General features: G+C 66.5%; 17 protein-coding genes and 1 tRNA gene. 7 read left to right on the forward strand and 11 right to left on the reverse strand.

Translation table 11 applies throughout. The annotated features are described in order from the left end of the window. Positions 1 to 445 precede the first annotated feature (445 nt). Positions 446 to 1,408 (forward strand): nitroreductase/quinone reductase family protein, encoded by a 963-nt coding sequence (locus ACFXKG_RS00520; protein WP_384830006.1) that lies wholly within the window; start codon positions 446 to 448, stop codon positions 1,406 to 1,408. Positions 1,409 to 1,532: 124 nt separating this feature from the next. Then, the gene (locus ACFXKG_RS00525; RefSeq protein ID WP_384830009.1) at positions 1,533 to 2,813 is read left to right on the forward strand and encodes a damage-control phosphatase ARMT1 family protein; all 1,281 of its coding nucleotides are present in this window, start codon (positions 1,533 to 1,535) and stop codon (positions 2,811 to 2,813) included. 38 nt (positions 2,814 to 2,851) lie between these two features. Here the strand turns inward: ACFXKG_RS00525 and ACFXKG_RS00530 are convergent, their stop codons facing one another. The 4 genes from ACFXKG_RS00530 to ACFXKG_RS00545 form a co-directional block, all read right to left on the reverse strand. Further along, positions 2,852 to 3,631: an enoyl-CoA hydratase-related protein gene (locus tag ACFXKG_RS00530; protein WP_384830012.1), complete on the reverse strand. Its 780-nt coding sequence runs from the start codon at positions 3,629 to 3,631 to the stop codon at positions 2,852 to 2,854. A gap of 34 nt (positions 3,632 to 3,665) precedes the next feature. Beyond that, the gene (locus ACFXKG_RS00535) at positions 3,666 to 4,946 is read right to left on the reverse strand and encodes a hypothetical protein (RefSeq protein WP_384831686.1); all 1,281 of its coding nucleotides are present in this window, start codon (positions 4,944 to 4,946) and stop codon (positions 3,666 to 3,668) included. Between the two features lie 113 nt (positions 4,947 to 5,059). Beyond that, the gene (locus tag ACFXKG_RS00540; protein WP_384830015.1) at positions 5,060 to 6,640 is read right to left on the reverse strand and encodes an amino acid adenylation domain-containing protein; all 1,581 of its coding nucleotides are present in this window, start codon (positions 6,638 to 6,640) and stop codon (positions 5,060 to 5,062) included. A 313-nt stretch (positions 6,641 to 6,953) separates the two neighbouring features. Continuing rightward, positions 6,954 to 7,364 carry a hypothetical protein gene (locus ACFXKG_RS00545; RefSeq protein WP_384830018.1) on the reverse strand — a complete coding sequence of 137 codons (411 nt, stop codon included), beginning with the start codon at positions 7,362 to 7,364 and terminating at the stop codon, positions 6,954 to 6,956. Between the two features lie 185 nt (positions 7,365 to 7,549). Here ACFXKG_RS00545 and sigJ point away from each other — a divergent pair, with 185 nt between their 5' ends. Beyond that, positions 7,550 to 8,485, forward strand: coding sequence for an RNA polymerase sigma factor SigJ (sigJ, locus tag ACFXKG_RS00550; RefSeq protein ID WP_384830021.1), 936 nt, complete (start codon positions 7,550 to 7,552; stop codon positions 8,483 to 8,485). Positions 8,486 to 9,280: 795 nt separating this feature from the next. Here sigJ and ACFXKG_RS00555 read toward each other — a convergent pair. Together ACFXKG_RS00555 and ACFXKG_RS00560 are read right to left on the reverse strand one after the other, a co-directional pair. Beyond that, a complete protein-coding gene (locus ACFXKG_RS00555) occupies positions 9,281 to 11,557 on the reverse strand; it encodes a restriction endonuclease (protein ID WP_384830024.1) in 2,277 nt (758 codons plus the stop codon). Between the two features lie 381 nt (positions 11,558 to 11,938). Further along, positions 11,939 to 12,277 (reverse strand): hypothetical protein, encoded by a 339-nt coding sequence (locus ACFXKG_RS00560; RefSeq protein ID WP_384830027.1) that lies wholly within the window; start codon positions 12,275 to 12,277, stop codon positions 11,939 to 11,941. A gap of 571 nt (positions 12,278 to 12,848) precedes the next feature. On the opposite strand from ACFXKG_RS00560, the gene ACFXKG_RS00565 reads away from it, so the two are divergent. Then, entirely contained in the window at positions 12,849 to 14,117 is a 1,269-nt protein-coding gene (locus tag ACFXKG_RS00565; protein ID WP_384830030.1) for a hypothetical protein, read from the forward strand. 170 nt (positions 14,118 to 14,287) lie between these two features. On the opposite strand, the gene ACFXKG_RS00570 is transcribed toward ACFXKG_RS00565, so the two are convergent. The 4 genes from ACFXKG_RS00570 to ACFXKG_RS00585 are packed head-to-tail and all read right to left on the reverse strand — an operon-like array spanning position 14,288 to position 15,897. Further along, a complete protein-coding gene (locus tag ACFXKG_RS00570; protein WP_384830033.1) occupies positions 14,288 to 14,683 on the reverse strand; it encodes a hypothetical protein in 396 nt (131 codons plus the stop codon). Beyond that, on the reverse strand, positions 14,680 to 15,024 hold the full coding sequence (locus ACFXKG_RS00575; protein ID WP_384830035.1) for a hypothetical protein: 345 nt from the start codon (positions 15,022 to 15,024) through the stop codon (positions 14,680 to 14,682). The genes ACFXKG_RS00570 and ACFXKG_RS00575 overlap by 4 nt, the downstream gene beginning before the upstream one ends. Beyond that, positions 15,018 to 15,443 (reverse strand): ATP-binding protein, encoded by a 426-nt coding sequence (locus ACFXKG_RS00580; protein WP_384830038.1) that lies wholly within the window; start codon positions 15,441 to 15,443, stop codon positions 15,018 to 15,020. Before ACFXKG_RS00580 ends, ACFXKG_RS00575 begins: the two co-directional genes overlap by 7 nt. A 46-nt stretch (positions 15,444 to 15,489) precedes the next feature. Next, positions 15,490 to 15,897 (reverse strand): NUDIX hydrolase, encoded by a 408-nt coding sequence (locus ACFXKG_RS00585; protein WP_384831689.1) that lies wholly within the window; start codon positions 15,895 to 15,897, stop codon positions 15,490 to 15,492. Between the two features lie 116 nt (positions 15,898 to 16,013). Between ACFXKG_RS00585 and ACFXKG_RS00590 the strand changes: the two genes are divergently transcribed. From ACFXKG_RS00590 to ACFXKG_RS00600, 3 genes are all read left to right on the forward strand, one after another. Next, on the forward strand, positions 16,014 to 16,802 hold the full coding sequence (locus tag ACFXKG_RS00590; protein ID WP_384830041.1) for a GntR family transcriptional regulator: 789 nt from the start codon (positions 16,014 to 16,016) through the stop codon (positions 16,800 to 16,802). A 206-nt stretch (positions 16,803 to 17,008) separates the two neighbouring features. Further along, positions 17,009 to 17,365 (forward strand): hypothetical protein, encoded by a 357-nt coding sequence (locus ACFXKG_RS00595; RefSeq protein WP_384830044.1) that lies wholly within the window; start codon positions 17,009 to 17,011, stop codon positions 17,363 to 17,365. Position 17,366: 1 nt separating this feature from the next. Beyond that, positions 17,367 to 17,951, forward strand: a complete 585-nt coding sequence (locus ACFXKG_RS00600) for a site-specific integrase (protein ID WP_384830047.1) — start codon at positions 17,367 to 17,369, stop codon at positions 17,949 to 17,951. A gap of 73 nt (positions 17,952 to 18,024) precedes the next feature. Here ACFXKG_RS00600 and ACFXKG_RS00605 read toward each other — a convergent pair. Further along, positions 18,025 to 18,098 (reverse strand) — tRNA-Ala (locus ACFXKG_RS00605). Between the last annotated feature and the right edge of the window lie 14 nt (positions 18,099 to 18,112).

Below are 18,112 nucleotides of genomic sequence, written 5' to 3' on the forward strand. Positions count from 1 at the left end.
CTCTCCGTACGAGAGGGGTGAGGGCTTCCGGATGGGACAGGATTGACAGAGAAGGGCGGGGTGACTCTAATGGTCGGCGTGTAGCGCGACACCGACCGGAGAGCTGTGGGCAGGTCGGCGTTCGAGCGGACACCTTTACCGAGGGACGATGCCATGAGTTCATACTCCGCACCCCGCGTCTGACGCTTTCGACGCACCGGGCTCACCTGACGCTACTGCCGCACCCGGCACGACTGCCGTAGTCGGCACACCCGCGTTCACGCGTCGCTCCTGTCCTTCCTTGCCCTTCCTTGCCCTCCGGGCTGCTTCCTGCCGTCATTCCGTGCCGTCACCGGCTGTCGCGGCGGCCCTCGGATTCACAGGAACAAGATCGGATTCACAGGAACAAGAGCCGCGCGTGGCCTCACCCTTCCCTTTTTCTCTTTTCCTGGAGAGTCACAGCCGCATGCCCCTGTCCTTCAACCAGTCCGTCATCGACGAATTCCGAGCCAACCAGGGAAAGGTCGGCGGCCCTTTCGAGGGCGGTGACCTGCTCCTGCTGACCACCACCGGCGCGCGGTCGGGGGCGGAGCACACCACTCCGCTCGGCTATGTGCGCGACGGTGACCTGCTGCTCGTCATCGGCTCGGCCGGCGGCAGCCACCGCCACCCCGCCTGGTACCACAATCTGCTCGCCCACCCGATGGTGCGGGTGGAGATCGGTACGCAGACATACGGGGCGATCGCCGTCCCCGCCGAGGGCGAGCGGCGCGACCTGCTCTTCGAGCGCGTGGTGCGCGCGGCGCCCGGGTACGCCGACTACCAGGCCGGCACCGACAGGATCCTGCCGGTCGTGGTGCTGGAACGCTCCGAGCCCGACGCGGGAGCGGAGGCGGGAGCGACGGGTGCGACGGGTGCGGCGGCGGGTGCGGCGGCGGGCCCGGCGGCGGGCCCGGCCAATCTCGCGGAGAAGCTGGTGGAGATCCACACCTGGCTCCGCTCCCAGCTGGGACACGTACGCCGCGAGGCCGACGCCCACTTCGCCGCGCGGGCGGCGCACCAGGGCCCGGGCGCGCCGCCCGCGCCCGGGCTCGGACTCCAACTGCGCCAGCACTGCCTGGCGTTCTGCGAATCGCTGACGTTCCACCACACCAGCGAGGACGCCCATCTGTTCCCGGCGCTCGCGGACCAGTACCCGCACCTGTCCGATGTCCTCACCCGCCTCGCCGACGAACACCGTACGGTCGCCCGCGTCCAGGGCGAGCTGAGCGCGCTGCTGGCAGACGTCGGTACGGCGGACCCCGACCGGTTCCGTACCGAACTGGACCGGATGACGGTGGAGTTGACCACACACCTCGACCACGAGGAGGAGAAGCTGCTGCCGGTCCTGGCCGGCATACCGTACCCGCCCGTGCCGCCGAAGCCGTGACGGACGAACCGCCAGGACGCCCCGGCGTCGCGTCGTCCTGAGGCGGGCACGGCGGGCACCATGGGTCCTCAACGTTCTCAGCGCCCTCAGCGCCCTCAATGGAGTGAAGGAGTACATGAAGGCGATGCCCGAAGAACCCGCAGTGCCCGCAGGGCCCGCAGTGCCCGCAGCAGACGACGACGCGCCCGTGATCCTGGGCAACGAGCCCGGCTCGTTCGCCCGGAGCGTCCTGGCCACCCGCCATCCGGCCCTCATCCAGCAGGTCCGCGACGCGTTCCCCTACGGCCCCGCGCAGCACCGGGCCCTCGACGCGCTCCTCCGGGAGATCACCGACGGGGTCATGGAGCCGCTCGGCGCGCACGACACCCACGACCTCGGCACGTGGCGGAGCTGGGGGTACGACGATCACGTGGGCCGGTCGTGGTTCGACGCGCCGTTCCTGTGGAGCGAGAGCTACTTCTACCGCAGGCTGCTGGGGGCCGTCGGCTACTTCGCCGCCGGTCCCTGGCGGGGCGTCGATCCCTTCGCCCCGTTCAAGCGCGCCGAGCTGCGCACCGCCGCGGTGGACGACGAGCTCCTCGCCCTGGACGGCCTCGCCACGGTGCCGGAGGGACCTGGGCGGCACGGCGACGACCAGGCGTACGCGCTCCTGCTGGCGTCGCTCTGGGGCAACCGGGCCGACCTGGGGTTCCGTATGTCCCCCGCCCCGGCCCCCGCCGCCCCCACGCCCGCGGGCTCGGCCGTCACGGACTCGCCGCTCGTCGCGGACGACAGCGCCCGGCTGTGGTCCCTGCTGGCGGCCGGTGGCACGCCGGACTCCGCCGCCCGCCCCGTCCATCTGATCGCGGACAACTCCGGCCGCGAACTCATCCCCGACCTCGTCCTCCTCGACCATCTGCTCCGTACCGGCCGGGCGGGCCGCGCCGTACTGCACGTCAAGCCCTGCCCGTACTACGTGTCCGACGCGACCCTCGCGGATGTCGTCGACGCGCTGCGCCGGCTGGGCGAGGCGCCCGGGTACGCGGCCGAGATCGGCAAGCGGCTGTGGTCGGCGATGGCGGCGGGGCGGCTCGACGTACGGGCGCACGACTTCTTCCGCGCGCCGCTGCCGTTCGAGGCGATGCCCGGCGACCTGCGGAGCGAACTCGCCGAGGCCGCGGTGACGCTGGTGAAGGGTGACCTCAACTACCGGCGCCTGGTGGGCGACCGGGCCTGGCCCGCCACCCTGCCGTTCGCCGGGCGCACCGCGTACTTCCCGGGGCCGGTCACCGCGCTGCGCACACTGAAGTCCGATGTGATGGTCGGGCTGAGCGACGGGACACTGGCGTCGCTGGACTCGGCCGCGGAGCCCGGCCGTTCCTGGCGGACCAGCGGCACCCACGCGCTGATCCAGACCCGGTCGTAGCGGGCCGGTCGCGGACCGGGCGACTGCCACTCCGTCGCTCAGCGGCCGGTGAAGCGGGGTGCGCGCTTCTCCAGGAACGCGCGCATGCCCTCGCTCTGGTCCTCGGTCGCGAACAGCGCGTGGAACAGCCGCCGTTCGAAGAGGATCCCGTCACGCAGCCCGGTCTCCAGCGCCCGGTCGACCGCCTCCCGGGCCGCCGTCACCGCCTGCCGGGCGCCCGAGGCGACGGCGGTGGCGGCCCGCGTCGCCTCCTCCAGCACGCGGTCGTCCGGCACCACCCGGGACACCAGACCGGACCGCTCGGCCTCCGCCGCGTCCATCGTGCGTCCGGTGAGGACCAGATCCATGGCCTTGGCCCGGCCCACCAGCCGGGTGAGGCGCTGGGTGCCGCCGATGCCGGGGATCACACCGAGCTTGATCTCCGGCTGCCCGAAGACCGCGGACTCGCCCGCGATCACGATGTCGCACATCATCGCCAGCTCACAGCCGCCGCCGAGCGCGTATCCGTTGACGGCGGCGATCTTCGGCGTACGGAAGGCCGCGAACTCCTCCCACTCCGCGAAGTAGTCCTCGTCCGCCATCTCGACGGCCGTCTTCCCCGACATCTCCCTGATGTCGGCGCCGGCCGCGAAGACCTTCTCCGATCCGGTGACGACGAAGCAGCCGACCCCCGGATCGCGGTCCAACGCCGCCAGCGTGCCGATGAGTTCCCGCATGAGCGCGCCGCTGAGGGCGTTGAGCACATGGGGCCGGTGGAGCCGTACGGTCACGATCCGGCCGTCCGGGCCGTGCCGTTCGGTCTTGATGTTCCGATCCACGGAAATGCCTCCGGTCGGGGGGTCCGGCGGGATGTCACGAGTCCCAGATCGCGCCGTACGCGGGGATGCCCCGGCGTTCGAGACCGTGCACGACCTGCCAGGTGAGCTTCTTGTTGGAGATGCAGATGACGGCCTCGGCCCCGAAGTCGCGGTACGCGGCGTACGCGAGCCGCACCATGTCGGGTTTGCCGTGGCGCGACGTGTCCCAGACGAGCGCGTCCGGCTGGACGGCGAGGATCTCGTCGACGAGCCCGTCCCCGTAGGTCGCGCGGGGGTCGCGGGTCGCCCACACCAGCCGCGCGGGCACCTCGGCGGCGAGGAGATGGGGCAGGCAGGGACCGATGCCGCTGCCGGTGGCCACGTACACCACCTTGCTGAACAGGGTCTCGATGTTGGCGACGCCCGCCGTGGTGATGCCCTTGACCCACACCCGCGCCGGGGCGTCGTCGATGAAGGAACCGGTCCAGTCGCCCGCGCGGGAGATGGTGAGCCGGAAGCCGGAGCGGCCGGGGGCGGGCACATTGGCGAAGGAGTGCCACTCCTTGAGCGGACTGCGGCTGATCGCGGTGGACGAGCCGGCGAACGGTGTCACGCCGTGGTCGAAGTGGACCAGCGCGACATGGGCCGAGGGCCGTTCGATCCGTACGTCGACCTTGCGCAGGCGCAGCCAGGGCAGCGCGACGGAGAAGGTGACGAGGGCGAGCACCCAGATGCCCGGTTCCGCGACGACCGGTCCGCCGGCGGAGAGCGGAGGCAGCGCGGAGAGCACCGTATGCGCCCAGAAGAGCGCGAGCGCCGCCCAGCCCCCGTAGCGGTGGATCTTCTCGAAGCGGTCGTGGAAGCGGGCGCGGAAGGGCGGCAGGGCGGTGGCGATGACACCGGCGAGCAGGGCGATCAGCGCGTACGCGACGACGAGCAGCGCGATGCCCGCACCGCTCGCCGTGGCCCGCTCCCCGGCCCCGGTCAGCGCGACGGTCTGGCCGAGGAACCAGAGCGCCCCCGCCACCGCCCCGCCCACGTGTACTCCTCCGAAGTGGTACACCTTCGCGAGCGTCCAGCGGAGCTTGAGCGGCCGCCGGGTGGACGGCCGGGTGGCCAGCCGGAACAGCAGGTTGATGACGTACTGCTGGCGTACGACGACAGCGAGCGCGAGGTTGGCGAGTGCGGCGTGGCCGAGGGTACGGGGGCTGTACGGACCCGCCGCGAGGAAGCCGAGGTTGGCGAGGAGGACGAGAGCGGCGAGACGGTTGTAGTGCATCAGGCGGGGGTGTTTGAAGAGGCGCCTGGGCCAGGAGGTCAGCGGGGGAAGGGTGATGGTGTCGACGTCGACGGGCGGCGACGCCGAAGAGACCGGAGAGGTCGAAGAGACTGGAGAGGCTGGAGAAACCGAAGAAACCGGAGAGACCGAAAGGGCCTCCTGGGACGAGGTCACGCCCCCACCGCCCCCACGCGCTCGCCCCGGGGGCCGGGGTCCCCCGTGGCGAGCCGCAGCAGCGCCTCCTTGTCGATCTTTCCCCGGTCGGTCTCGGGCAGGGTGGCGAGCGGCAGCACGGCGGACGGCACGCAGTAGTACGGGAGCGCCGCCGCGACCGCCCGGCGCGCCGCCTCCGGGTCGACGTCCTGGGGGCAGACGAACGAGACGAGACGCCGCGCGTCCCGCCGGAGCGTGACCGCGCGGGTGCACCCCGGGACGGACTCCAGGACGGCGGAGACGGAGTCCGGCTCCACCCGGAAGCCGCGGATCTTGACCTGGTCGTCCGTCCTGCCGAGGTGTTCCAGCTCGCCGTCCGGGGTCCACCGGCCGAGGTCTCTCGTACGGAACATGCGGCGGCCCCCGCCGAGATACGGGTCGGGCGCGTACCGTTCGGCGGTCAGGGCGTCGTCGCCGAGGTAACCGGCGGACACGCAGTCGCCGCCCGCCCACATCTCGCCCACCTCGCCGATGGGGACGGGGCGGCGCCGCTCGTCGAGGACGTACACCGTGTTGTTGGGGGTCGGGCGGCCGATCGTCAGCAGCTCCGCGTCCGGGTGATGGCGCTGCATCGTATTGACGATCGTGGTCTCCGTAGGGCCGCACGCGTTGTGGAAGGCACAGCGCCGGGCCCACCGGTCGGCGAGGGGGCGCGGGCAGGGTTCCCCGGCGACCGCGACCGCCCGCACACGGGGGCAGGCGGCCGGGTCGATGGCGGCGAGGACGGTGGGCGTCGCGATCAGGACCTCGGCGGTGCGGGCCGTCTCGCCGATGTCCTTGCCGCGGATGACGAGGGTGCCGCCATGGCTGAGGCAGCCGAGGATCTCCCAGGCCGCCATGTCGAAGGCGATGTTGAGGATCTGGGCCACTCGCCGGCCGGGCCCGATACCGAGGCTGCCGGGCTCGGTGAGCAGGATGTTGGCCACGTTCCGGTGGGTGACGGTGACCCCGTTGGGGCGGCCGGTGGTGCCGGAGGTGAACAGGACGTAGCAGCCGTCGTCGGGCCGCGCGCCACGCGGACGGGCCCCGTCGGCGTGGCCCTCCCGCTCGTCGGGGTGCCGGTCGAGGCGGTCCAGGTCCTCCAGGGCGACGAGGTGGCGCACCCCGGCCGGTAAGGGCACGCGGTGTGCGTACTCCCGCTGCGTGAGGACGACGCGGGTGGCGGCCGTACGGATGACGTGGCGGAGCTGGGCGGCGGGCGCGAGGCCGATGTCCTGCGGTACGTACGCCGCACCGGCCTTGAGCGTGCCGAGCAGTCCGACGAGCATCGGGATCGAGCGCCGCACGAAGAGCCCGACGCGGTCGCCCGGCCGTACCCCGGCCCGGCGGAGCCAGGCCGCGAGCCGGTCGGCGCGCCGGTCGAGCTCCGCGTAGGTGAGGGTGGCGCCGCGGTGCTCGGCGGCCACGGCGCCGGGCGTTGCCAGCGCCTGCTGCTCGAACGCGTGGTGGACGAGGGCGTGAGGCACGGGCACGACGGGCCCGTGCCCGAACCGCCGGAAGAGCTCACGGTCCCGCGGGGTGAGGTGGTCCAGATGCATGGGAGGGGAGACCTCCTGGCTGTTTCGAGCGACGGATGGGGGTCCGGTATTTCGAACGCCTTGCGGTCCACGTGCCGGCGGGGGACGACGCCCCTCGCGGTCTTCCGTCCGACTGTAACGGCCACGTTTGAACTCTCAACTACCATCGCCCGGACAACAATTGACGCTCTATCAGCCACATGTGCCGCCTTCCGCCACACCGGCAACCTTCACCACACGGTGCGGCGACACCACAGGTGGGGGAAGCTGTGGGCCGCCTGGCCGAGGTCCCGGACGCAACCGCGAGAAGCACGCCCGCGGAAGCCCCCGGCCGTCACACGACGGCATCCGCGCGGACGCGGTGACCGACGAGCGTCCGGCCCAGCTGAAGGATGCTCAGCCCGAACATCAGCGTGCCCAGGGGCACGTGCAGACTCGCCACATGCGCGATACCGAGGACCACCTGCACCGACGCGAGCACCAGGAACCCGGTCGCGTGGAGGACGGGCCTGGGCGAGCCGCCGCCCGGCCGCCACGCCAGGACGGCTGCGAGCACGTACAGCATCGACGCGGCGTACATCACGCGGGCGCCGACACTGTGCAGCGTCTCCCCGTACTCCGTGGACAGCAACAGACCGGCGGTGACCGCCTGGAAGAATATGGCCACGGTCTGCAGGGCGATCGCGGCGCGCAGGAACTTCGAGAACCCCGGACCGTGCTGCTGTGCCGTCGTCCGTGTGGGCATGGCGAACCCTCCCCTTCTCAGCTTCTCAACACTGCTTCTCGGCAGGAGCCGGGGCCGGGGCCCCGCCTCTCGGCACTCCGACGACACAGCCACCGGGAATGTGAGACGGCGCACCGGCCGCACCGCTCGCACGGGTCTCGCCGATCATGGTGGGGGAAGACTCGAACAAGGGAGTCATCACGACCATGACCACCAGATCCGGGCCCGCACACGGCCGCCCCGGTCCGAGCCCGGGCGCGATCATGAGCGAGCGCCCGCAGCTGATCAATCTCGCCTACCGGTTCCTCGGTTCCCTGGCCGAGGCCGAGGACGCCGTACAGGAGACCTACGCCCGCTGGTACGCCATGTCCCGGCGGGAACAGGAGGCCATCGACTCCCCCGGCGCCTGGCTGACCAGGGTGACCGGCCGCATCTGCCTGGACGTGCTCGGCTCGGCGCGGGCACGGCGCGAGAGGTACGTGGGCGAATGGATCCCGGAGCCGCTGCCCGGCGGTACGGAGTGGCTGAACGGACGGGCGGGCGGCGGTGACCCGGCCGACCGGGTCGCCCTGGACGAGTCGGTCGACATGGCCTTTCTCGTCGTGCTCGAATCGATGACCCCGGCCGAGCGGGTCGCGTTCATCCTGCACGACGTCTTCCGGTACCCCTTCACCGAAGTGGCCGCGATCGTCGACCGCACCCCGGCGGCCTGCCGACAACTGGCCTCATCGGCCCGCCGCCGCGTCCGCGCGGCACGGACACCCGCGGCCCCGACGGCCCAGCAGGCCCGCGTCATGCGGGACTTCAAGCAGGCCTGGGAAGCCAAGGACATCGCGGCCCTCGTCGGCCTGCTCAACCCCGCCGCCACAATGACAGTCGACGGCGGCGGCCGCACCGGCGCGGCGCTCCACCCGGTCACGGGCGCCGAGCGAATCGCCCACTACATCCTCGACATCGACGCCAGGGCACCCGGCATGACACTCCTCAACCGCTCGGTCAACGGCCGCCCCGGCCTGGTCGCCCAACACGCGGGCACCACGGTGACGGTGGCCGCGTTCGCGGTCACGGACGACCTGATCACGCACATCTGGGCAGTACGCAACCCCGAGAAGCTCCGGCCGTGGGCAACCCCCCGCACATGAAAAATCCCGCCCGATCAACCGATCGGGCGGGATTCCGCCGACCACTCCCGAGCGAACTCAAGAACAGCCATGTTGTGGACCTGAGGGGATTTGAACCCCTGACCCCCTCGATGCGAACTACGGGCAGGGCGGTCGCTGAGGTCTTCTCGCCTGGTGAACAGGCCACCCGGAGGCGCTGACGGCCAACGACGATCGCGGAGGTTGCGGTACTCCACTGCTGTACCGCAACCACGCCCGGCACCCAGGTTCCCCGTAGGCGGGGGCGGGATCCGGAGGAGCCCCCGACTTGCCCCGCGCGGCGCGAAGCGCCACACCCACCGGCACAGCGCGGGCACGGCGGTTCAGTGACACACGGCGGCATCACGGCGCGGACCCGAACCAGGCGCGGCACCGCCGGTATCGGCCCGAAGGGACGATGCTGACCACCGCGTTAGGAGTTCGATCCGAGCCTGCTCCTGCTTGTGTCGTCAACTGGTGCGGCGGTTGGAAAGAGTCGCTGACGTACGCTCCCGTCCGCCGTCGTTGATGTCAGCCATGGATGTCAGAACCTTCTGATCCGTAGCTCTACAGAGATCGGTCATTGGAAATCACGGGGCAGCGTGGGGCGCTGCCGGTTGCTGTACCTCAGCAGGGGCATCCGCTGAGGGCTTCCACGAGAGCCATGAAGATGCCCAATCCGAAGACAGCGACGGCCACGAGCCCGATAACCGTCAGCGAGCAGTAAGAAGCGATTACCACCGTGACCCATGCCCGCCAGAAGATGCCGACGAGGCAGACGGTTGCGCTCTCCGGGCGCTATGAAAGCTCGCGAAACATGCCCTCGATCGCAGTACGCTCGGAAGGCGATACGGAGGCGCCTGGGAATCCGTAGCCCATCCCAGACGGGGGCCGACGGTGGGGATACTCGTCGTATGCGTAACGTTGTTCAATCGAATCTCGGGCAGACTCGATGCCTGATCTCATGTCGTCTATTACGCCGACTCGAATCGCCGTTGCTTCAATTTCGTCGACCCACTGATGATCAGAATCGCGGTCTTGCTCATTGCCGGACAAACTTTCCAGTTCCTGCCGCAACCCAGACCAGACGCTCTCGTAAAACTTTTCGCTAGGGTCGAAGTGCTGCTTTAGAACTGGGCCATACGATACAAAGAAATCCTCGAATTCGGTCACGTCGTCTAGGGTGTACAGCAATTCACCCCAGCTTTCGAAGGCCCATCTCAGCTCACCTCGAACATGATCCGGATCTTCTGCGTAGCGCATCATCAAGGCCGCATTGAAGGGCTTCCAGTCGTCCGGCTCCATGTATCTTGAGGCTGAGCCCTTAAGAAGTTCGATTGCCACCACAAGGATCTCATTGAATGATTTCCCCAGCAGTCGATGCGCTGGCTGCAGAGAGTCGAGAAGGGGTTTAATCGTTCGCTGATAGATCCTAGCCGGTCCGAGTGAATCGGATTTGCTGGCCTCTTTTTCTTCGGCGATCAGTCCCGTCATCTTCCTGAGGATGGAGCTTGCATGGCGAGTAACGGTTTCGGCGCAGTTCGGGAAGCGGAGCTTACCGTCAAGCTCGGATACCGCGTACACCAGGAGCGTGCTCACTTGAGTCAGGTGCATCGCGTCCCGGATGATGGCCATCAGATAGTCCGGCTCTTCGTCAAGGAAAGCGAGAGTGAAGTCACGCACGCTTGGGTTGGCGTACGCGATCACCATGACCCCGTCATCCCTTTTTTCCAGGCTGACAAAGGTGCCTTCTAGTACTCGAAGTGCGCTCGTGTATTCCGTCGGCTTCGCCTCTTTTTTAACCAAAGCCTTAAGATTCTCGGAGCTGGCGCCACGAACAGGAAATGAGGCAAGTGTAAGCGTTAGCCGTTGCGCAAGATCCGACAATCCATTGTTAAAGACTATTCTCCAAAGATCCAGAGGATGGTCAAGCGTGTGATTGAGAGTACGAGCGAGTTCACCCGCCGACGAGCGAGGCCGCTTGATGACCAATTCCAGGATCCGTGGGGAGAAGTTTTTGTGCTTAACGACTGTCCAGTAGGAAGAATTCTCTACGTACTCCCTGACGACTTCTCGTGACAGGGTAGAAAAGTAGAGGTGGTTGTACAGTATGCGGGCTCGTTGGATCGCCCCGTAGTCAGCGATCTTTATTACGAACTCGACAACTCGTAAATCTGCATGAGCGATCGGCTCGCTGATGAGTCGAGTTTGTTGAAGGATTTGCGATCTTGTAGTCATGACAAGCCGCTTGTCCGGGTTCCGCGCCACGCGGTCCATTAGGCGTATTACCGAACTGTCCTTCGCGCGCCTTTCGCTGAGGTCCGTCTGCCCGAGGAAATCGTCATACAGGAACACCTGCTTGCGACCCGACTTATATGCCTCCCATGCGTCGTCAACGTCGGTTCCCACCGATACGATCTGCCATCCTTCGTGCCAGTACCTTAGAGCGAGCATTTCGGCGAGCATGCTCTTGCCGACTCCGGGTGAACCCGTTAGGACAACTACATGCTTATCGTCGAGTAGTTCGTGTGCTGCTTTAAAGCTGTTGGTTGGAACGTACAGCTTCACTCGATCCCTGATGTCCTCAAGCAGCGCCTCGCTGCGCTCCCAGATACCGCTCTGGACAATGCGTTCCAAAATGGTTGTCGAGGCGAGCCAAAGCTTGAAATGTTGTTGCTCTACTATCGGATGCCGCGTGATTAGGGCATTGATGTCAGCTTGGGTCAGTAGATCGGCGGTGTCAGAAATCCACGGCTTGAGGTCACCAGTAAGAGTGTCTTTCTGGGTCCTGTTTAGATCTTGAGATGTGACGAAGAGATAGCGGTCGGGCTTCTCTTTGTCCATCTTTGGAACTTCCCGACGTGCCGACGCGCGAAGGTCCGAGAACGACGAGCCGAGGTAGTGTTTGCACTGGACGACGACCTTCCCTACTGCCGTGCTCGCCCGTAAGTCGATGCCTCCGTCGCGACCACGCCCGAACGCTTCCAGGCGCCAGCGATACTCGGCTTCAAGAAGATCACGAATCAATATTTCGAAGTCGCTAGGCGAGAGGGTGCGGAAGTCGTAGTCGGCCAATCTATATGCCCCAACAGAGTTAGCGATCCCTCAGCATGCATGCCGAGGGCAGGAGTATTAACTATACCGATGCTAGTGTCCGCCGCCGATGGTTTGTCAGACCACGGAGTCCTGCGGCCATCTTCTGGCCAGTATGGCGCGAACGTTAAGGCTCGATACCGCGAAGTAGCAGGTCAGAGGCTATGTGGCTCCGCGAAACTGATCGGTCCTGAAAACCGTCGTCGCAGCGATGTGACCGTGGGTTCAAATCCCACACCCACCGCAGGAGAACGGCCCCCGACCAGGAACATCGGTTGGGGGCCTTCACCATGCGCGGTGCCTGCTAGTGACCTTGGCTCCCCGTCAGTTCCCGTTCGATCGGGCACGGATGGGGCACGGGCTTCAGTCGCCCTGGAACCACAGGTAGCTGCCTGGAGTGCCGGCGCACTGCTCCAGCAACCTTGCAAGGTCGTCTAAGGCGGCGAACTGACGCTCATCGGTGCACCATTGCCGTAGATCGGGGATCTCACCGAGGGCAACGGCAGCCTCCTGCTCGTTCATCAGAGCATCTCCGTACGAATCTATGGCGGTCAGCCGCCCAGGCACTCCGAGCAGCCGGAGCGAGCCGATCGCATCGGCCAACGCGTCCCCGTGCCCGTACGAACTCTGCAGCAGCGTCGCTCGGGACTTGCGCCAGTTACGCGTCGGCCGTGCTGAGTGCAGCTCTACGTCGATCCCCACGGGCTCATGATGCCTGCTACAGAGGTTCAGCATCTGATCCGTAGCTCTACAGAGATCGGTCAACGACGTTCATACAGGCTTCTGCTGGGCTCCTCAAGGACACCACGGGATGCGGCCGGTTGCTGTGGTCGCGGTACTCCGCTGCTGTACCGCAACGACGGTCGGCACCCGGGTTTCACGTAGGCGGGGGCGGGGTCCGGAGGAGCCCCCGACTTGGCCCCGCGCGGCGCGAAGCGTCAAACGGTGCTGCCACGGCGCGGGAACGGTGCTGCACTAAACCACGGCGGCGTCACAGCGTGGGCCCAGCCGGGCGCGGCACCGCCGGTATCGTCCCGAAGGGACGATGCAGACCACCCCTTTAGACCATATAGGACACGGTCTTACTTAGACCGCGCAGGCGCGCGTGGGCCGTGTGCCCGAGGGTTGCGTTACCCCGTCATGGCGCCTGTCTTCACTGTCGTCGGCTGCGCAAGCCCTCGGCCAGTGCCAGAAACCTCAGCGCCGACGGACTGTCCAGAGCTAGCGTTCTATCGAGATGCCTCGGAGGGGCAGCCGGCGAGTCAGGAGGGTGATGGAAATTAACGTCAATACGCAAGAAAGTGTGAGCCGATGGACGGGCGAGACGATCGATGCCGCAGACCAGTTCGTCTCTCAAGTGGCATCGATTGCGGAAATCAATATGACTGTGATTCCTGAAATGGAACAAAAGGCGGAAGTTCGAAAAGTTGCAGCGGTTGATGAGGTGGCCAAGCATCTATCGAAAGAGGAAATGAAAGAACTTCTCCGGTACGCTAAGGAAATGGGGCATGGCCTCCTGGAGGTAGCTGACGGTATCGAGAGGGGCGAGGTGAAGTCGATCGAATTGAAGATGGCTGGGTCCGCGGGTGCTGCGATGACTCACGTCTTCATGCGGTTAACGCAATCTCTGAAAAGCGAACCGCAGCATCAGCTACTCAGGAAATCGCTGCTGGTGTCGACTGTCTCCAGCTTCGAGATTCTTTTTGGGCGCACGGCCCGATCAATCCTTCAGATAAATTCGGCAGCATTCAAGGAGTCTGATCACGGCTTCACCTTGCAGCAACTGGGTGAATTTGACTCACTGGATGATGCGAAAGAATTTCTGGCGGAGCGACAGGTGGCAAAATTGCTCTACGAGAGCGTCGACGGCTGGGATAAGTGGTTGGTGCGTGCTGCTGGTGGCGTATCGATGAGTCAATTGCCAGTCGACTGGAACATCATCCGGGAAGGGATTGCCCGGCGCAACCTCATCGTGCACGCCGATGGCGTAGTTAATCAGATCTATTTGGGAACCCTGAAGAATCTCGACAGTCGCCGCGACTGGGGAGTCTCCGTAGGTCGAAAGCTTGAGGTGAGCCAGAGTTACCTGGATGAATTCCTGCAAGAGATTACTGCTCTCGGGAGAATGCTCTCTGTCGCCGTCGGCCTCAAGATGCGCAAAGCTGAACGGGATACTTTTCTTGCGTCGCTGCAGAGTGACGTATATCGCAGCGTCATGTCTGGCCACTGGCATACGGCAATTTCTCTTTCAAGGTATTGCATGAAGCATGATTTGCCGCGCGACCGAAATATTCGGATGCAGGTCCATTTGTGGGTGGCGCGAAAGGCCCTGTGTGGCGTGGATGACATTAGGGGCGAGGTTGAGAAGTGGGATGTGAGTGGCCTTGCTCTAGATTTCTCGCACTACAAGAGCGTGCTACTCGATGAAGAATCGTCCACCTCTCAGATTCGCAAACTAATTGAAGGGGGAAAGCTTACGGCATTTGACGTCGCAATCAATCCTATCTATAGCGGAATCAGAGACGCCTTCGCGGATTCCTGAAATTGCATGGGATGAGTTCCACTCTCTGGCATCAGGCGGCTGGTTGCTGTGCGCGCGGTACGGGCGTCGGCCGGGCTGGAGCGGGGCGGAGACAGGAGCGCAGGCCCGGCCGGGGGTCGGGCCGCGCGCGGGGAGCGGAGCGAGCCGCCTTGAAACCGTGGAGAAAGTTGTTACTCACGCTGGTGTTGGGGCTGCATGTACTGCTCTGCGCAGGCTGGGAGGTTGAGGCCCTGGCGGGTGGCGAGTTTGAGGTAGGTCACCGGGCGGGCGGTCCATTGGATGGTGGTGCGGCTGTCGTGGAGGGTCAGGGTGCATGGCTGGCCGCTGGTGAGGGTGTGGAGGTCGTTGCGGTAGTCGGCTGAGAGCCAGTCCCAGGCTTGTTCGCGGGCGTCGGGTTCGAGGGATGGGGCGATGGTGCGGACGCCGACTCTGATCCATCGGATGGCCTGCGTGGCGGTCTCGATGTCGATGGAGTCGATGAGGGCTGGGGCCTGGGGCGTTGCTGGGCGGCGTATCCAGCATGCGCATTGAAAGGCGCGGGTGAGTATCGGTGCCGGTTCGGTCATCGGGTACCTCCCGTGGGGCGGGCGGAGAGTACGTAGCGGGTGGTGTCGTCGTGGAGGGTGAGTACGTAGGTCTCGCCGTGGGCCAGGGTGGTGCGGGCTCGTTCGTGTTCGGCTTCGTCGGTGAGCCAGTGGTGGCCCGGCTGTGCGTACGGTCGGTCGAGTTGGTCGGTCACGTCCTGGACGCGGCTGCGGAGCCAGCGCAGGGCGGTGCGGGGGCTGTTGGCCGGGTGGGAGTTGAGCCAGATGGTGCGGGCTCCGGGTGTGTGGGCGCTGGCCTCGCACCAGTAGCCGGCCCTCGGTGCCCATGCCGGTAAGGGGCGCGTCTCGGTGGGCGTCACCATGGGTGGGCTCCGGGATGGTTCGTGAGGAGTTCCGCGGTGACGGTGTGGCCCTGGTCGTTGCCGTGGATGGAGACGCTGTGGGCGAGGGTGCTGACCATGTCCAGTCCTCGGCCGCGTAGGGCGTCGTCGTCGGCGTAGGTGGCCTTGGGGGTGGTGTCGCTTCCTCCGGCGTCGGTGACGGAGACGGCGATCACGTGATCGGAGAGGGCGAGTGCGATGTGGAAGACGCCGGTCTCGGTGCCGCTGGCCGTGTAGAGGAGCGCGTTCGTGCCCAGCTCGCTGACGATGAGGGCGATGTCGTCGGCGTTGGGGTGGCCGCTGAGGATGTCGCGGGTCCATCGCCGCGCTCTGCTGACCTCTTCCCGGAAACCTGGGCAAGTCAGCCCCCAGACCCGCACCCCGCTCGTATACTCGTGCATACAAGTTCCTTTACGCTGGTGGGCGGCTATGGACCGTTGGGTAGTGCTAGACGAGTTTCACGCCGTCGTGGGCACGGACGGCAGGCGGGGACACCTCGTCAAGGGCGTCCTGCACGCGGATCGCGTACGCCTCGTCGGCCAGCTCCGCCACCTCGTCACGGGCGACCCAGCGCAGGGCTTTGGTCTCGTCGCCGGTGGTGGGCTGCCCCTCGATGGCGCGGCAGCGGAAGACGAGCGAGACGATCAGGCCCGTCATGTTCTTGTAAACGCCGGTCAAGGTCGCAGGGAGGGCGATCTTGATGCCGGTCTCCTCCAGGACCTCCCGCTGCAACGCGTCGGGAAGGGTCTCGCCGGCCTCGACCACTCCGCCCGGCGGCTCCCAGTGCCCGTTGTCTCGTCGCTTGATCAGCAGGGCGCGACCGTGGTCGTCCACGATCACTCCGGCGACGCTCACGGAATGGGGGCGTTCGGCTGTGGTCACTCTCGGCGTTCCTCGTCCATGGGGCTGGCTAGGCTCTTCACCGTAGCAACAGGACTCAGCCTCTTGTCTAGATATCCAAAGGAGTACACATGGCCGCACTAGCTTCCGGTCTGCTCGGCTCGCTGGACCCGACCAGCGACCGGGCCGTCTTCCGGCAGATCGCCGATCACCTGAGGGAAGCCATCGACAAGGGGCGCTTCGCCGAGGGGGCCAAGCTGCCCTCGGAATCCGAACTGGTGGAGCACTTCGGCGTCTCCCGGATGACCGTCCGCAACGCACTCTCCATGCTCCAGAGCGAAGGGCTCGTATCGTCCGAGCACGGCAAGGGCGTCTTCGTCCGGCCACGTCCGCCGGTGCGGCGGCTGGCTTCCGACCGGTTCGCGCGGCGCCACCGCGAACAGGGGAAGTCGGCGTTCATCGTGGAGGCCGACGCGGCCGGCAGCCGCCCGGAGGTGGACAACCTGGAGGTCAAGGAGGAACGGCCCACGGCTGACGTGTCCGCCCGGCTGGGCGCCCCGCGGCGGGTACTGGCGCGGCGGCGCCGGTATCTGCTCGACGGGCGGCCGGTCGAGTTCGCCGTGTCGTACCTCCCGCTCGACCTGGCCCGTGACACCCCGATCGCCCAGCCCAACCCCGGACCCGGCGGCATCTACGCCCGGCTCGAAGAACTCGGCCACCACCTCGACCACTTCGAGGAAGAGATCCGGGCCCGTATGCCCTCACCGCAGGAGGTCAGGTTGCTGCGGCTCGCCTCGGGTGTGCCGGTGATCCATCTGATCCGTACCGCGTTCGACACCAAGGGCCGCGCCGTGGAGGTGTGCGACACGGTCATGGCCGCCGACGCGTACGTCCTCAACTACCACCTGCCCGCGACGTAACGACCGGGAGTGCACGGGATGCTGACGAAGCCTCGGGAGAGCACGCGCCGCCGGACTCGTACACACCGACAGGCCAACTCATATAGACGAGTGGGCAAGATGTGTGGCACAGTAGGTCGCGTTCCCGCACCTCTCCGATTCAGAGCGCATCTTGTATAGACGAGTAGATGCCATGGGTCGGGGCTGATCCTGAGGAGAGACATCCCGTGCGTTCCATCCGAGTGGAGACCTCCACCGCGACGATCCTGCTGACCGAGACTCCTGAGCCGAAGGTCCGCGACCGGCAGACCGGCGAGATCGCCAAGGACGCGGTGAGCGGTGAGGCGCTGATGAAGGTCGGCGTCGTCTACATCGACGAGGGCGAGTCGTCGCTCATCCACGTCACCGTTCCCGAGAGCGGAGTGACGGACGGCCTGGCCCTGGGGATGCCGGTGTCGCTGCCGGGGCTGATCGCCCGGCCGTGGGAGTCGGTGTTCAACGGGCAGCAGCGTCACGGCATCGCCTACCGCGCCGCCGCCCTCACCGCCGGGGCCGTGCCTGCCACGGCCGGGGCGGGAGCCTGACGTGTCCGACCTGCTGACCGCGCTGATACTGGGCGGTTCCGTCCTCGTACTCGGCTTCCGTCGGGGCGAAGTGCTGGGGCTCACGTGGAAGAACGTGGACCTGGACGCGGGCGAGATCATGGTGGAGCACCAGTTGCAGCGGATCAATCGCCAGTTGGTACACGCCGAGACCAAGACTGATGCCTTGGCGGCCACGCTTCCTCTCCCTCAAATCTGCGTGACCGCTCTGCGGCTCCGCCGGAAGGTTCAGGAGATCGCCCGTAAAGCCGCGGGTGAGCTGTGGACCGCATCCGACTTCGTCTTCACGACTCGGTACGGGACTCCGATCGAGCCGAGGAACTTCAACCGGGAGTTCACCGCCCGGTCGGCCAAGGCCGGCGTCCGCAGAATCCGGCTGCACGACACCCGGCACACCTGCGGTTCGCTGCTCGCCGCCCTGGACGTGCATCCGCGCATCGCGATGCAGATCCTCCGGCACAGCAAGATCGCCGTCACGATGGAGGTGTACACCCACATCCCGTCCGAGGCGACCCGCAAGGCGCTGCGGAAGCTCGGCAAGCATCTCGACGCTCAAGATCAGATGTAGTTGCTGCACTTCGCTGCTGTACAGCAGCTCAAAGCCCCTACCGGGTTTCCCCGGTAGGGGCTTTGAGCTGCTGTGGACCTGAGGGGATTTGAACCCCTGACCCCCTCGATGCGAACGAGGTGCGCTACCAGTCTGCGCCACAGGCCCTTGCAACGAGTGAA

Origin of the sequence: Streptomyces sp. NPDC059255, from assembly GCF_042752355.1 — a bacterium.
GTDB lineage: Bacteria > Actinomycetota > Actinomycetes > Streptomycetales > Streptomycetaceae > Streptomyces.